Here is a 15516-nt window from a genome sequence, read left to right as displayed (position 1 = left end):
CTCCAATCGCCATGGAAGATGGTCTGCGTTTCGCGATTCGCGAAGGCGGCCGTACCGTTGGTGCTGGTGTAGTTGCCAAGATCATCGAGTAATCGGTTGATTTGTCCCTCTTAGGCCGACATAATGGTCGGCCTAATTTTGTTCTAGGTCAGTAGCTCAATTGGCAGAGCGACGGTCTCCAAAACCGTAGGTTGGGGGTTCGATTCCCTCCTGACCTGCCATTTTCAAATGAATTTGGCGCGTCTTTTAACAGGATCCTCGTAAATGAATGCAAAGGCTGAAGCCAAAGAAACTCGCTTTGACCTGCTCAGGTGGCTGGTTGTTGCTGCTCTTGTAGTGGTTGGCGTGGTTGGTAATCAGTACTTCGCGGCTGAGCCGATTCTGTATCGTGTGCTGGCTCTGCTGGTTGTTGCTGTAGTCGCTGGTGTAGTTGCGTTGCAAACCACGAAAGGCCAAGCCTTTTTTGCTTTGCTCAAAGAAGCGCGCGTCGAAATTCGTAAAGTTGTCTGGCCAACGCGTCAGGAAACCACGCAGACCACGTTAATTGTTGTGGCTGTTGTTTTGGTAATGGCTCTGTTGTTGTGGGGATTAGATTCCCTGCTCGGCTGGATTGTTTCGTTGATTGTCGGCTAAGGGTGTCCCGTGGCTAAGCGTTGGTACGTCGTGCATGCTTACTCGGGTTACGAGAAGCATGTTATGCGTTCGTTGATCGAGCGTATAAAACTCGCTGGTATGGAAGATGGCTTTGGTGAAATTCTCGTGCCTACTGAAGAAGTGGTCGAGATGCGCAATGGTCAGAAACGTAAGAGCGAGCGCAAGTTCTTTCCGGGTTATGTCCTGGTTCAGATGGATATGAGCGAAGGTACTTGGCACTTGGTTAAAGATACGCCACGTGTCATGGGCTTTATTGGCGGTACGGCTGACAAGCCGGCCCCGATCACTGATAAAGAAGCAGAGGCGATCTTGCGTCGCGTTGCTGATAGCGGTGACAAGCCCAAGCCTAAGACGCTGTTCGAACCAGGTGAGACAATCCGTGTTATCGATGGCCCATTTGCTGATTTCAGCGGTGTCGTCGAAGAAGTTAACTATGAAAAGAGTCGTGTCCAGGTGGCAGTTACCATCTTCGGCCGCTCTACACCGGTAGAGCTGGAGTTCAGCCAGGTCGAGAAGGCATAGTTGACATAAGCATCCCTGACCCCGCAGTTATTGACTGCGGGGTTTTGTCGTCACTGGGATAAACGTGCAAGTAACTGGGGAGCCGTCAAGGCGTTTGAACCCAATATTGGAGTAGCTCATGGCTAAGAAAATTTCGGCTTATATCAAGCTGCAGGTAAAGGCAGGTCAAGCTAACCCTTCGCCACCGGTAGGTCCGGCACTGGGTCAGCACGGTGTGAATATCATGGAATTCTGCAAGGCGTTCAACGCCAAGACCCAAGGCCAAGAGCCTGGTCTGCCGACTCCAGTGATCATCACTGTATACAGCGACCGTAGCTTCACCTTTGAAACCAAAAGCACCCCGGCTTCGGTTCTGTTGAAGAAAGCAGCTGGCCTGACCAGCGGTTCTGCGCGTCCGAACACCGTTAAAGTTGGCACCGTGACTCGTGCTCAGCTGGAAGAGATCGTTAAAGCTAAACAAGCTGATCTGACTGCCGCTGACTTGGATGCAGGCGTACGTACTATCGCCGGCTCCGCACGCAGCATGGGCCTGAACGTGGAGGGTGTGTAAATGGCTAAGCTGACTAAGCGTCAAAAGGCAATCGCTGAGAAAGTTGAAGCTGGCAAGGCTTACAACTTCAACGAAGCTGCCGCTCTGCTGGCCGAGATTTCGGCTGTCAAGTTCTCCGAGTCTGTAGACATCGCTGTGAACTTGGGCGTTGATCCGCGTAAATCTGACCAGGTTGTTCGTGGCGCTACCGTGCTGCCAAACGGCTCTGGCAAGTCTGTTCGCGTTGCAGTGTTCACTCAGGGTCCAGCTGCTGAAGCTGCTCTGGCTGCCGGCGCTGACCGCGTTGGTATGGACGATCTGGCTGCTGAAATGAAAGGCGGCGACCTGAACTATGACGTCGTAATTGCATCGCCTGATGCAATGCGTGTTGTAGGTCAGTTGGGTCAGGTACTGGGGCCTCGTGGCCTGATGCCCAACCCTAAGGTCGGCACTGTTACTCCTGACGTAGCAACTGCTGTGAAGAATGCCAAAGCGGGTCAAGTACGTTTCCGTACTGACAAGAACGGCATCATCCACGGTTCCGTCGGTAAAGTCGGTTTTGAAGCCGAGAAGTTGAAGCAGAACGTTGAAGCTCTGATTGCAGACCTGAAGCGCCTGAAGCCATCGACTTCCAAAGGCATCTACGTTAAGCGCGTGACCCTGAGCACTACCATGGGTCCTGGTTTGATCATTGATCAGGCTTCGCTCGACGCATAAGGAATAGGGTGGGCGTGAGTTTCGCGCCTGCTTGCAAAAATTGGGGTCCCTGCCTGGCGGGGGCTATCCAAGACCGTAGGTGGCGCAAGCCTTAAACAGGAAAACCTACGCAGATGGTGCTCCCGGTTCTTTACCGAATCAGACACCAAAACGACATCCGGCTTCGGCCAGATGAAACGGTAACAAGCAGGAGTTTTACCCGTGGCAATTAAACTCGAAGACAAGAAGGCCATCGTCGCTGAAGTCAACGAGGCTGCCCAAGCTGCCCTGTCCGCTGTCGTGGCTGATGCCCGTGGCGTGACCGTAGCTGCAATGACCGGACTCCGTAAAGAAGCTCGTGAATCAGGTGTTTACGTTAAAGTTGTACGTAACACTCTGCTCAAGCGCGCAGTCGAAGGCACTTCTTACGATGTGCTGAACGACGTCTTTACTGGCCCAACCCTGATTGCGTTTTCCAAGGAACATCCGGGCGCTGCTGCTCGTATTTTCAAAGAATTCGCCAAGGGTCAGGACAAGTTCGAGATCAAGGCCGCCGCGTTTGAAGGTAAGCTGATCGCAGCCAACCAGATCGACGTACTGGCAAGCTTGCCGACCTACGACGAAGCGATTTCTCAGCTGATGAGCGTGATTCAAGGCGCTACCAGCAAGTTCGTTCGTACTTTGGCAGCTGTTCGTGACCAGAAAGAATCAGCTGCTGCCTAAGGCATCCAGCACTCTTTCGATCATATTTGTTTATTTGATAGCCGCGAAGGCTGTCCCCCAATACAGGAAATTAGAGTCATGGCTCTGACTAACGAAGACATCATCAACGCCGTATCCGAAATGTCCGTGATGCAGGTTGTAGAACTGATCACCGCTATGGAAGAAAAGTTCGGCGTTAGCGCTGCTGCAGCTGTTGCTGCTGGCCCAGCTGCTGGCGGCGCTGCTGCTGCTGAAGAACAGACCGAATTCAACATCGTTCTGGTTGAAGCTGGCGAGAAGAAAGTAAACGTAATTAAAGCAGTTCGCGAACTGACTGGCCTGGGCTTGAAAGAAGCCAAGGCAGTAGTTGACGGCGCTCCTGGCGTTGTTAAAGAAGGCGCTTCGAAAGAAGAAGCCGAAGCTGCTAAGAAAGTTCTGGAAGAAGCAGGCGCTAAAGTCGAGCTTAAGTAAGCGACGACCTTGCGTCTACAGCCCGAGCGACTCGCTTAAGGCTGATGGCTGGTGGCTTTGCCACCGGCCTTTTTCCGTTCCAGGCCGGCTCTCGTGTGGCTAGCCTGGGGCTGAAAACCCCACCCAATGTGGTGGCGCAAACCAAAGGGGTTTGCAAGAGTTTCTGGCTGCTCCCGTCGGAGAGGCCAAATAAGCAGGTGACCAAGCTGGGGAACGCTGATGGCTTACTCATACACTGAGAAAAAACGTATCCGCAAGGACTTTAGCAAGTTGCCGGATGTCATGGATGTGCCTTATCTCCTGGCCATCCAGCTGGATTCGTACCGCGAATTCCTGCAGGCGGGAGCGACAAAGGATAAGTTTCGCGATATCGGCCTCCATGCCGCCTTTAAGTCCGTTTTCCCGATTATCAGCTATTCCGGCAATGCTGCCCTGGAATATGTCGGTTATCGCCTGGGCGAACCGGCTTTTGACGTCAAAGAGTGCGTCCTTCGCGGCGTAACTTATGCCGTGCCGCTGCGGGTTAAGGTTCGCTTGATCATTTTCGACAAAGAATCGTCGAACAAAGCGATCAAGGACATTAAAGAGCAAGAAGTTTACATGGGGGAAATCCCCCTGATGACAGAGAACGGTACCTTCGTTATCAACGGTACCGAGCGCGTCATCGTTTCCCAGTTGCACCGTTCACCAGGCGTGTTCTTCGATCACGACCGTGGTAAGACGCACAGCTCTGGCAAGTTGCTGTATTCGGCTCGCGTAATTCCTTACCGTGGCTCTTGGCTCGATTTCGAATTCGATCCAAAAGACGCTGTATTCGTACGTATCGACCGTCGCCGCAAGTTGCCGGCATCGGTACTGCTGCGTGCGCTGGGTTACAGCACTGAAGAGATGCTTGACGCTTTCTATGTGACCAACGTTTTCCACGTCAAGGGTGAGTCCCTGAGCCTGGAACTGGTGCCACATCGTCTGCGTGGTGAAGTTGCTGTTCTCGATATCAAAGACGAGAAGGGCAAGGTCATTGTTGAGCAGGGCCGCCGTATCACTGCGCGCCATATCAACCAGTTGGACAAAGCCGGCATCAAGGAACTTGAAGTTCCTATCGATTACCTGATTGGCCGTACCAGTGCCAAGGCGATCGTGCATCCGGCAACTGGCGAAATCATCGCCGAGTGCAACACCGAGCTGAACGTTGAAATCCTGGCCAAGGTTGTCAAGGCGCAGGTTGTACGCATCGAGACCTTGTACACCAACGACATCGATTGCGGTCCGTTCATCTCTGACACCCTGAAGATCGATTCGACCACCAACCAGCTTGAAGCCCTGGTCGAGATCTATCGCATGATGCGTCCTGGCGAGCCGCCAACCAAGGATGCAGCCGAGACCCTGTTCAATAACCTGTTCTTCAGCCCAGAGCGTTACGATCTGTCGGCTGTAGGCCGGATGAAGTTCAACCGTCGTATCGGTCGTACCGAAATCGAAGGTTCGGGCGTACTGAGCAAGGAAGATATCGTTGAAGTCCTCAAGACTTTGGTTGATATCCGTAACGGCAAGGGCATCGTCGATGACATCGACCACCTTGGTAACCGTCGCGTACGTTGCGTTGGCGAAATGGCCGAGAACCAGTTCCGTGTCGGCCTGGTACGTGTTGAGCGTGCAGTCAAAGAACGCCTGTCCATGGCTGAAAGCGAAGGCCTGATGCCGCAAGACTTGATCAACGCCAAGCCAGTGGCTGCCGCGGTCAAGGAATTCTTCGGTTCCAGCCAGCTCTCGCAGTTCATGGACCAGAACAACCCGCTGTCCGAGATTACCCACAAGCGTCGCGTCTCTGCACTCGGCCCAGGTGGTTTGACTCGTGAGCGTGCAGGCTTCGAGGTTCGTGACGTACACCCGACTCACTACGGCCGTGTTTGCCCGATTGAGACGCCTGAAGGTCCGAACATCGGTCTGATCAACTCCCTGGCTGCCTACGCGCGCACCAACCAGTACGGTTTCCTCGAGAGCCCGTACCGTGTGGTTAAAGACACGTTGGTAACCGACGAGATCGTATTCCTGTCAGCAATCGAAGAGGCCGATCATGTGATCGCCCAGGCTTCGGCTCTGATGAACGAAAAAGGTCAGCTGGTTGATGAGTTGGTGGCTGTACGTCACCTCAACGAATTCACCGTTAAGGCACCTGAAGACGTAACCCTGATGGACGTCTCGCCCAAGCAGGTTGTTTCGGTTGCTGCCTCCTTGATTCCGTTCCTCGAGCACGACGACGCCAACCGTGCGTTGATGGGTTCGAACATGCAGCGTCAGGCAGTACCGACCCTGCGTTCGGACAAGCCGCTGGTGGGTACTGGTATGGAGCGCAACGTAGCGCGAGATTCCGGTGTCTGCGTGGTTGCACGTCGTGGCGGTGTGATTGACTCGGTTGATGCCAGCCGTATCGTGGTTCGCGTCAATGACGACGAAGTCGAAACTGGCGAAGCCGGTGTTGATATCTACAACCTGACCAAATACACCCGTTCCAACCAGAACACTTGCATCAACCAGCGTCCGCTGGTGAGCAAGGGTGACAAGGTCAAGCGTAGCGACATCATGGCTGACGGCCCGTCGACCGACATGGGTGAGCTGGCTCTTGGCCAGAACATGCGCGTCGCGTTCATGCCTTGGAACGGTTACAACTTCGAAGACTCCATCCTCCTTTCGGAGCGCGTGGTTCAAGAAGATCGTTTCACCACGATCCACATCCAGGAACTGACCTGTGTGGCGCGTGACACCAAGCTTGGGCCTGAGGAAATTTCCTCGGACATCCCGAACGTGGGTGAAGCTGCTCTGAACAAGCTGGACGAAGCGGGCATCGTGTATGTCGGCGCTGAAGTAGGCCCAGGCGACATTCTGGTTGGTAAAGTGACGCCTAAAGGCGAAACCCAGCTGACTCCTGAAGAGAAGCTGTTGCGTGCCATCTTCGGTGAAAAAGCGTCTGACGTTAAAGATACTTCCCTGCGTGTGCCAACAGGCACCAAAGGTACTGTCATTGACGTACAGGTCTTCACCCGCGACGGCGTTGAGCGCGATGCGCGTGCGCTGTCGATCGAGAAGACCCAGCTCGACGAGATCCGCAAGGATCTGAACGAAGAGTTCCGCATTGTTGAAGGTGCAACCTTCGAGCGTCTGCGTTCGGCCCTGGTTGGCAAGGTAGTTGAAGGCGGCGCTGGCCTGAAGAAAGGCGCAGAGCTGACCGACGAGTTCCTTGACGGTCTGGAGCGTGGCCAGTGGTTCAAGCTGCGCATGGCTGACGATGCACTGAACGAGCAGTTGGAGAAGGCCCAGGCCTACATCTCCGACCGCCGTCAGCTGCTCGATGACAAGTTCGAAGACAAGAAGCGCAAGCTGCAGCAGGGCGATGACCTGGCTCCAGGCGTGCTGAAGATCGTCAAGGTTTACCTGGCAATCCGTCGTCGCATCCAGCCGGGTGACAAGATGGCCGGTCGTCACGGTAACAAAGGTGTGGTTTCGGTAATCATGCCGGTTGAAGACATGCCGCACGACGTACACGGTACGCCGGTCGACATCGTACTCAACCCGCTGGGTGTACCATCGCGTATGAACGTGGGTCAGATTCTCGAAACTCACCTGGGCCTTGCGGCCAAAGGTTTGGGCGAGAAGATCAACCGCATGCTAGAAGAGCAGCGCAAGATCGCTGAACTGCGTAAGTTCTTGCAGCAGATCTATAACGAAATCGGTGGCCGTCAGGAAAGCCTTGACGAGTTCAGCGACCAGGAAATTATCGATCTGGCCAAGAACCTGCGTGGCGGTGTGCCGATGGCCACTCCAGTATTCGACGGTGCCAAAGAGAGCGAAATCAAGGCCATGCTGAAACTGGCAGATTTGCCAGAAAGCGGCCAGATGCGCTTGATCGACGGTCGTACTGGTAACCAGTTCGAGCGCGCGACCACTGTCGGCTACATGTACATGCTGAAACTGAACCACCTGGTGGACGACAAGATGCACGCGCGTTCCACTGGTTCCTACAGCCTGGTTACTCAGCAGCCGCTGGGTGGTAAGGCGCAGTTCGGTGGCCAGCGCTTCGGTGAGATGGAGGTCTGGGCGTTGGAAGCCTACGGCGCCGCTTACACATTGCAGGAAATGCTGACCGTGAAGTCGGACGACGTGAACGGCCGTACCAAGATGTATAAGAACATCGTTGACGGCGATCACCGTATGGAGCCAGGCATGCCTGAGTCCTTCAACGTTCTGATCAAAGAGATCCGTTCGCTCGGTATCGACATCGATCTGGAAACCGAATAACACGTGACGCGAATCGGCGGTGGAGCACTTTGCTCCATCGCCAGCTCCGCCAGGAGGAAAGGCCTTGAAAGACCTACTGAATTTGCTGAAAAACCAGGGTCAAGTCGAAGAGTTCGACGCCATCCGTATTGGGTTGGCATCGCCTGAGATGATCCGTTCGTGGTCGTTCGGTGAAGTTAAAAAGCCGGAAACCATCAACTACCGTACGTTCAAGCCTGAGCGTGACGGCCTGTTCTGCGCCAAGATCTTTGGCCCGGTAAAAGATTACGAGTGCCTGTGCGGTAAGTACAAGCGCCTCAAGCACCGTGGTGTGATCTGTGAGAAGTGCGGCGTTGAAGTTGCACTGGCCAAGGTTCGTCGTGAGCGTATGGCCCACATCGAGCTGGCTTCTCCGGTTGCCCACATCTGGTTCCTGAAGTCCCTGCCAAGCCGTATCGGTTTGCTGATGGACATGACCCTGCGTGATATCGAACGCGTTCTCTATTTCGAGAGCTATGTCGTTATCGATCCAGGCATGACCACCCTTGAAAAAGGTCAGCTGCTGAACGATGAGCAGTATTTCGAAGCCCTGGAAGAGTTCGGTGACGACTTCGACGCGCGTATGGGCGCCGAGGCTGTTCGCGAGCTGTTGCACGCTATCGACCTGGAACACGAGATTGGTCGTCTGCGCGAAGAAATTCCGCAAACCAACTCGGAAACCAAGATCAAGAAGCTGTCCAAGCGTCTGAAGTTGATGGAGGCCTTCCTGGGTTCCGGCAACTTGCCAGAGTGGATGGTATTGACTGTTCTGCCGGTTCTGCCGCCAGATCTGCGTCCGTTGGTGCCGCTGGACGGTGGTCGTTTTGCGACTTCTGACCTGAACGATCTGTATCGTCGCGTTATCAACCGTAACAACCGCCTGAAGCGCCTGCTCGATCTGTCGGCGCCGGATATCATCGTGCGCAACGAAAAGCGCATGCTGCAAGAAGCGGTTGACGCATTGCTCGATAACGGCCGTCGCGGTCGCGCCATCACTGGTTCGAACAAGCGTCCGTTGAAGTCCTTGGCTGACATGATCAAGGGTAAGCAAGGTCGTTTCCGTCAGAACTTGCTCGGTAAGCGTGTTGACTACTCCGGTCGTTCAGTAATTACCGTAGGTCCAACCCTGCGTCTGCACCAGTGCGGCCTGCCAAAGAAAATGGCCCTGGAGCTGTTCAAGCCGTTCATTTTCGGCAAGCTGGAAATGCGTGGTCTGGCGACTACCATCAAGGCTGCCAAGAAGATGGTCGAGCGTGAGTTGCCAGAGGTTTGGGACGTTCTTGCTGAAGTGATTCGCGAACACCCAGTGCTTCTCAACCGTGCACCGACCCTTCACCGTCTGGGTATCCAGGCATTTGAACCGGTTCTGATCGAAGGTAAGGCAATCCAGCTGCACCCGTTGGTTTGTGCGGCCTACAACGCCGACTTCGACGGTGACCAGATGGCTGTTCACGTACCGCTGACGCTGGAAGCCCAGCTCGAAGCGCGTGCGTTGATGATGTCGACCAACAACATCCTGTCGCCAGCCAACGGTGAGCCGATCATCGTTCCTTCGCAGGACGTTGTATTGGGTCTGTACTACATGACCCGTGAAGCTACCAATGCCAAGGGCGAAGGTCGCGTATTTGCCGACCTGCAGGAAGTTGACCGCGTATTCCGTGGTGGTCAGGCGTCGCTGCACGCCCGTGTAAAGGTGCGCATCAAGGAGGTCATTAAAGACCGCGATGGCAGCATCACCAAAAATACTCGCATCGTCGACACCACTGTTGGCCGTGCGCTGCTGTTCCAAATCGTGCCGGACGGCCTGTCGTATGACGTGGTCAACCACCCGATGAAGAAAAAGGCGATCTCCAAGCTGATCAACCAGTGCTACCGCACTGTCGGCTTGAAAGACACCGTCATCTTCGCTGACCAGCTGATGTACACCGGTTTCGCATACTCGACTATCTCGGGCGTTTCCATTGGTGTTAACGACTTCGTTATCCCTGAGGAAAAAGTTCGTATCATCGACGCGGCAACCGAAGAAGTTAAAGAGATCGAAAGCCAGTACGCATCGGGCCTGGTAACTCAGGGCGAGAAGTACAACAAGGTTATCGACTTGTGGTCGAAGGCTAACGACGAAGTCTCCAAGGCGATGATGGCCAACCTCTCGAAAGAGAAAGTGGTTGATCGTGAGGGCAAGACTGTCGATCAAGAGTCCTTCAACTCGATGTACATGATGGCCGACTCCGGTGCGCGGGGTTCTGCTGCGCAGATCCGTCAGCTCGCTGGTATGCGTGGTCTGATGGCCAAGCCGGATGGCTCGATCATCGAAACGCCAATTACTGCGAACTTCCGTGAAGGTTTGAGCGTACTTCAGTACTTCATCTCGACTCACGGTGCTCGTAAGGGTCTGGCGGATACCGCACTGAAAACCGCTAACTCCGGTTACTTGACGCGTCGTCTGGTTGACGTTGCCCAGGATCTGGTCGTTACCGAGATCGATTGCGGCACCGAGCGTGGCCTGTTCATGACGCCGCACATTGAAGGCGGCGACGTTGTAGAGCCATTGGGTGAGCGCGTATTGGGCCGAGTAATCGCCAATGACGTATTCAAGCCAGGCACCGAAGACGTCATCGTGCCAGCTGGCACCTTGGTTGATGAGCAGTGGGTTGAATTCATCGAGCTCAACAGCATCGACGAAGTCGTGGTGCGCTCGCCAATCACCTGTGAAACCCGTTATGGCATCTGCGCCAAGTGCTATGGTCGCGACCTTGCACGTGGTCACCAGATCAACATCGGTGAAGCTGTCGGCGTAATCGCTGCCCAGTCGATCGGTGAGCCGGGTACCCAGTTGACCATGCGTACGTTCCACATCGGTGGTGCGGCTAGCCGGACCTCGGCTGCCGACAGCGTTCAGGTTAAGAACGGCGGTACTGTCCGCCTGCATAACCTCAAGCACGTAGAGCGTCTCGATGGCGCCCTGGTTGCTGTATCGCGTTCCGGTGAGTTGGCCATGGCTGACGAGTTCGGTCGTGAGCGTGAGCGCTACAAGCTGCCTTACGGTGCTGTAATTTCGGTCAAGGAAGGTGACAAGGTGGAGCCGGGCGCAATCGTCGCCAAGTGGGATCCGCACACTCACCCAATCGTTACCGAGATGAAAGGTACTGTGACCTTCGTTGGCATGGAAGAAGGCATCACGATCAAGCGTCAGACAGACGAATTGACCGGTTTGACCAACATCGAAGTTCTCGATCCGAAAGACCGTCCAGCTGCCGGCAAGGAAATTCGTCCTGCGGTCAAGATGGTTGGCGCCGATGGCAAAGACTTGCTGCTGCCAGGTACCGATGTACCGGCTCAGTACTTCCTGCCAGCAAACGCCTTGGTTGGTGTAGCGGATGGTGTGCAAGTGGGCGTGGGTGATGTAATCGCCCGTATCCCGCAAGAAACATCGAAAACCCGTGACATCACCGGTGGTCTGCCGCGTGTTGCCGACTTGTTCGAAGCGCGTCGTCCGAAAGAGGCTTCGATTCTGGCGGAGATCAGCGGCACCATCTCCTTCGGTAAAGAAACCAAAGGCAAGCGTCGCCTGGTGATTACACCGACCGACGGTAGCGATCCGTACGAAGAGCTGATTCCGAAGTGGCGTCACCTGAACGTGTTCGAAGGTGAACAGGTCAACAAGGGTGAAGTTATCTCCGACGGTCCAAGCGATCCGCACGACATCCTGCGTCTGCTGGGTGTAAGCGCGTTGGCCAAGTACATCGTTAACGAGATCCAGGACGTTTATCGTCTGCAGGGCGTTAAGATCAACGACAAGCACATCGAGACCATCCTGCGTCAGATGCTGCGTAAAGTTGAAGTGGCCGAGTCCGGTGACTCATCCTTCATCAAGGGTGATCAGATGGAGTTGACCGCGGTGCTGGGTGAAAACGAGCGTCTGGCAGCTGCCGACAAGTTCGTCGCCAAGTACACCCGCGTACTGCTGGGTATCACCAAGGCGTCGTTGTCGACCGAGTCGTTCATCTCGGCAGCCTCGTTCCAGGAAACCACTCGCGTTCTTACCGAGGCAGCGGTTACTGGCAAGCGTGACTACCTGCGCGGCCTGAAAGAAAACGTGGTTGTGGGTCGTCTGATCCCGGCCGGTACTGGTCTGGCTTATCACAGCGAGCGCAAGCGCAAGCGTGATGCCGACAAGCCAGTACGTGTCAGCGCCAGTGAAGTGGAAGCTGCACTGACCGAAGCGCTGAATTTCAGCGGAAATTAAGAGCGTAATCCCGCCGCTTCGGCGGCGGGGTTGCATCTTGACTGGGAGGCTGAGTCTCTTTAGACTCATGCACCCCTAAATTTGGCAGGGCATGTTGCTCTGCCATTTTGCTTTGTTTGAAAAGCAATAGCGTCGAAAGACAACAGTGGAGCTAAAGATGGCAACTATTAACCAGCTGGTACGTCAGCCGCGTAAGCGTATCGTCGAGAAATCCGACGTGCCTGCGCTGCAGAACTGCCCGCAGCGTCGTGGCGTGTGCACTCGCGTGTATACCACTACGCCGAAAAAACCTAACTCGGCTTTGCGTAAAGTTTGCCGTGTTCGCCTGACCAACGGTTTCGAAGTTTCTTCGTACATCGGTGGTGAAGGTCACAACCTGCAAGAGCACAGCGTTGTTCTGATCCGTGGCGGTCGTGTAAAAGACCTTCCGGGTGTTCGCTACCACACCGTTCGCGGTTCTTTGGATACTTCCGGTGTTAAAGGTCGTAACCAGGGTCGTTCGAAGTACGGTACCAAGCGTCCTAAGTGATAGCGCCCCAGTAATGGGACTTGTCACTAAATTGCAGTTATCTATTTATTTGAGTCGATAAGAGTAAGGTCGGGCGCATTTGCGGTCCCGAGCTAACCTGAAGACCGTTTGAGGGCTTATCACATGCCAAGACGTCGTGTAGCAGCCAAGCGCGAAGTGCTTGATGATCCAAAATACGGAAGCCAAATTCTGGCCAAGTTCATGAACCACGTAATGGAAAGCGGCAAGAAGGCCGTTGCCGAGCGTATCGTTTATGGCGCGCTGGACAAGGTTAAAGAACGTAAGAACAGCGATCCCCTGGAGATCTTCGAGAAAGCTCTCGACGCCATCGCTCCGCTGGTCGAAGTGAAGTCGCGCCGCGTTGGTGGTGCTACTTACCAGGTTCCTGTTGAAGTACGTCCTTCCCGTCGTAATGCTCTTGCCATGCGTTGGCTGGTAGATTTCGCCCGTAAGCGTGGCGAGAAGTCTATGGCTCTGCGTTTGGCTGGTGAGCTGCTGGACGCTGCCGAAGGCAAGGGTGCTGCAGTTAAGAAGCGTGAAGACGTGCACCGTATGGCTGAAGCCAACAAGGCTTTCTCGCACTACCGCTTCTAATTTTCTAGCGCTTCTAAACTTTGCGAGGGCTATATGGCTCGTACTACTCCGATTAACCGCTACCGTAACATTGGTATTGTCGCGCACGTTGATGCCGGCAAGACCACTACGACTGAGCGGGTTTTGTTTTACACCGGTGTTAACCACAAGATGGGTGAGGTGCATGATGGCGCCGCAACCATGGACTGGATGGCACAGGAGCAGGAGCGTGGTATCACTATCACCTCCGCGGCAACCACTGCTTTCTGGCAGGGTTCCGAGAAGCAGTTCGACAAGCACCGCTTCAACATCATCGATACCCCCGGCCACGTTGACTTCACCATTGAAGTAGAGCGCTCCTTGCGCGTACTCGACGGCGCGGTCGTTGTGTTCTGTGGTACTTCGGGTGTTGAGCCGCAGTCTGAAACCGTATGGCGCCAGGCCAACAAGTACGGCGTTCCACGTCTTGTTTACGTAAACAAGATGGACCGCGCCGGTGCAAACTTCCTGCGTGTTATTGGCCAGATCAAGGCGCGTTTGGGCCACACTCCGGTACCAATCCAGCTCGCTATCGGTGCGGAAGATAACTTCCAGGGTCAGATCGATCTGATCAAGATGAAGGCTATCTACTGGAACGATGACGACAAGGGCATGGCTCTGCGCGAGGAAGAAATTCCTGCAGATATGCTTGAGTTGGCTCAAGAGTGGCGCAGCAACATGGTTGAAGCTGCTGCTGAAGCCTCTGAAGAGCTGATGAACAAGTATCTGGAAGGCGAAGAGCTGACCACTGCTGAAATCAAGCTCGCCCTGCGTCAGCGCACCATCGCCGGTGAAATCGTTCTGGCTGTATGCGGTTCCTCGTTCAAGAACAAGGGTGTTCCCCTGGTTCTCGACGCGGTAATCGACTACCTGCCTGCTCCGGTTGATATTCCTGCGATCAAGGGTTCGGACGTTGATGATGAAACCATCGAGATGGAGCGTCATGCAGATGATGCTGAACCGTTCTCGGCCCTGGCTTTCAAAATCGCTACTGACCCATTCGTGGGTACTCTGACCTTTGCTCGTGTTTACTCGGGTGTACTGAGCTCCGGCGACGGCGTTCTGAACTCGGTAAAAGGCAAGAAAGAGCGCGTGGGTCGTATGGTGCAAATGCACGCAAACACCCGCGAGGAGATCAAGGAAGTACGCGCTGGCGACATCGCTGCCCTGATCGGCATGAAGGACGTCACCACGGGTGACACTCTGTGCTCGCTTGAAAAGCCAATCATCCTGGTTCGTATGGACTTCCCAGAGCCGGTAATCTCGGTTGCTGTTGAGCCAAAGACCAAGGATGACCAGGAAAAAATGGGTATCGCACTGGGCAAGCTTGCTCAGGAAGATCCATCTTTCCGCGTTAAAACTGATGAAGAGACTGGTCAAACGATCATCTCCGGCATGGGCGAGTTGCACCTCGATATTCTTGTTGACCGTATGCGTCGCGAGTTCAATGTTGAGGCCAACATCGGTAAGCCGCAGGTTTCGTATCGTGAGAAGATCACCAAGTCTTGCGAAATCGAAGGCAAGTTCGTACGTCAATCTGGTGGCCGTGGCCAGTTCGGTCATTGCTGGGTTCGTTTTGCTCCGGCAGACGAAGGTCAGGAAGGCTTGCAGTTTGTCAACGAGGTAGTGGGTGGTGTTATTCCTAAGGAATACATCCCGGCTATTCAGAAGGGCATTGAAGAGCAGATGAAGAACGGTGTTGTTGCCGGTTATCCGCTCATCGGCCTGAAGGCTACTGTGTACGATGGTTCCTACCATGACGTCGACTCCAACGAGATGGCGTTTAAGGTAGCTGCCTCCATGGCGACCAAGCAGTTGTCCCAAAAGGGCGGCGCAGTTGTGCTTGAGCCTGTGATGAAAGTGGAAGTAGTAACACCTGAGGACTATATGGGTGACGTGATGGGTGACCTGAATCGTCGTCGTGGTCTGATCCAAGGTATGGAAGATACGGTTTCCGGCAAGGTTATCCGCGCCGAAGTTCCGTTGGGTGAGATGTTCGGTTACGCAACCGACGTTCGCTCCATGTCCCAGGGTCGCGCGAGCTACTCCATGGAATTCTCCAAATACTCCGAGGCTCCGTCGAATATCGTCGAAGCTATCGTTAAAAAACAAGGCTAATCCAGCCCTTTAGGCAAGAGGTTCACTGTCGTGGCTAAAGAAAAATTTGAACGTAAAAAACCACACGTAAACGTTGGCACAATCGGCCACGTTGACCATGGTAAGACTACCCTGACTGCAGCGCTG

13 protein-coding genes and 1 tRNA gene are annotated in these 15516 nt (G+C 54.5%); all 14 read left to right on the top strand.

Annotation, left to right across the window (positions count from 1 at the left end; translation table 11 throughout):
* Nucleotides 1–92: EF-Tu C-terminal domain-related protein (locus tag CHB79_RS21770; RefSeq protein ID WP_023007569.1), on the top strand; the 92-nt coding region annotated here is incomplete at its 5' end.
* Nucleotides 93–145: 53 nt separating this feature from the next.
* A tRNA-Trp gene (locus CHB79_RS21765) sits at nt 146–221 on the top strand.
* Nucleotides 222–264: 43 nt separating this feature from the next.
* Entirely contained in the window at nt 265–633 is a 369-nt protein-coding gene (secE, locus tag CHB79_RS21760) for a preprotein translocase subunit SecE (RefSeq protein WP_089361423.1), read from the top strand.
* 9 nt (nt 634–642) lie between these two features.
* A complete protein-coding gene (gene nusG, locus CHB79_RS21755) occupies nt 643–1176 on the top strand; it encodes a transcription termination/antitermination protein NusG (protein ID WP_010490903.1) in 534 nt (177 codons plus the stop codon).
* 118 nt (nt 1177–1294) lie between these two features.
* Entirely contained in the window at nt 1295–1726 is a 432-nt protein-coding gene (rplK, locus tag CHB79_RS21750) for a 50S ribosomal protein L11 (protein WP_010490901.1), read from the top strand.
* Complete coding sequence (rplA, locus tag CHB79_RS21745) at nt 1727–2422, top strand: 50S ribosomal protein L1 (RefSeq protein ID WP_010490899.1); 696 nt, start codon at nt 1727–1729, stop codon at nt 2420–2422.
* A 201-nt stretch (nt 2423–2623) separates the two neighbouring features.
* On the top strand, nt 2624–3124 hold the full coding sequence (gene rplJ, locus CHB79_RS21740) for a 50S ribosomal protein L10 (RefSeq protein ID WP_010490897.1): 501 nt from the start codon (nt 2624–2626) through the stop codon (nt 3122–3124).
* Nucleotides 3125–3202: 78 nt separating this feature from the next.
* A complete protein-coding gene (gene rplL, locus CHB79_RS21735) occupies nt 3203–3574 on the top strand; it encodes a 50S ribosomal protein L7/L12 (RefSeq protein WP_089361422.1) in 372 nt (123 codons plus the stop codon).
* A gap of 219 nt (nt 3575–3793) precedes the next feature.
* The gene (rpoB, locus tag CHB79_RS21730) at nt 3794–7867 is read left to right on the top strand and encodes a DNA-directed RNA polymerase subunit beta (protein WP_089361421.1); all 4074 of its coding nucleotides are present in this window, start codon (nt 3794–3796) and stop codon (nt 7865–7867) included.
* 64 nt (nt 7868–7931) lie between these two features.
* Nucleotides 7932–12131, top strand: a complete 4200-nt coding sequence (rpoC, locus tag CHB79_RS21725) for a DNA-directed RNA polymerase subunit beta' (RefSeq protein WP_089361420.1) — start codon at nt 7932–7934, stop codon at nt 12129–12131.
* Nucleotides 12132–12288: 157 nt separating this feature from the next.
* Nucleotides 12289–12660, top strand: coding sequence for a 30S ribosomal protein S12 (gene rpsL / locus CHB79_RS21720; RefSeq protein WP_003186084.1), 372 nt, complete (start codon nt 12289–12291; stop codon nt 12658–12660).
* Nucleotides 12661–12783: 123 nt separating this feature from the next.
* Nucleotides 12784–13254 (top strand): 30S ribosomal protein S7, encoded by a 471-nt coding sequence (rpsG, locus tag CHB79_RS21715; RefSeq protein WP_010490886.1) that lies wholly within the window; start codon nt 12784–12786, stop codon nt 13252–13254.
* A gap of 33 nt (nt 13255–13287) precedes the next feature.
* Nucleotides 13288–15390 carry an elongation factor G gene (gene fusA / locus CHB79_RS21710; protein ID WP_089361419.1) on the top strand — a complete coding sequence of 701 codons (2103 nt, stop codon included), beginning with the start codon at nt 13288–13290 and terminating at the stop codon, nt 15388–15390.
* A gap of 30 nt (nt 15391–15420) precedes the next feature.
* Nucleotides 15421–15516: GTP-binding protein (locus CHB79_RS21705; protein ID WP_141133447.1), on the top strand; the 96-nt coding region annotated here is incomplete at its 3' end.

It is taken from the genome of Pseudomonas segetis (assembly GCF_900188155.1).
Taxonomy (GTDB): domain Bacteria; phylum Pseudomonadota; class Gammaproteobacteria; order Pseudomonadales; family Pseudomonadaceae; genus Aquipseudomonas; species Aquipseudomonas segetis.
This window is presented reverse-complemented; position numbering and strand designations above follow the sequence as displayed.

Bases quoted from the DNA above. Each gene is read 5' to 3' on its own strand.
- secE (WP_089361423.1), top strand. From the start codon at position 265: ATGAATGCAAAGGCTGAAGCCAAAGAAACTCGCTTTGACCTGCTCAGG.
- rplK (WP_010490901.1), top strand. From the start codon at position 1,295: ATGGCTAAGAAAATTTCGGCTTATATCAAGCTGCAGGTAAAGGCAGGT.
- rplA (WP_010490899.1), top strand. From the start codon at position 1,727: ATGGCTAAGCTGACTAAGCGTCAAAAGGCAATCGCTGAGAAAGTTGAA.
- rplL (WP_089361422.1), top strand. From the start codon at position 3,203: ATGGCTCTGACTAACGAAGACATCATCAACGCCGTATCCGAAATGTCC.
- rpoB (WP_089361421.1), top strand. From the start codon at position 3,794: ATGGCTTACTCATACACTGAGAAAAAACGTATCCGCAAGGACTTTAGC.
- rpsL (WP_003186084.1), top strand. From the start codon at position 12,289: ATGGCAACTATTAACCAGCTGGTACGTCAGCCGCGTAAGCGTATCGTC.
- rpsG (WP_010490886.1), top strand. From the start codon at position 12,784: ATGCCAAGACGTCGTGTAGCAGCCAAGCGCGAAGTGCTTGATGATCCA.
- fusA (WP_089361419.1), top strand. From the start codon at position 13,288: ATGGCTCGTACTACTCCGATTAACCGCTACCGTAACATTGGTATTGTC.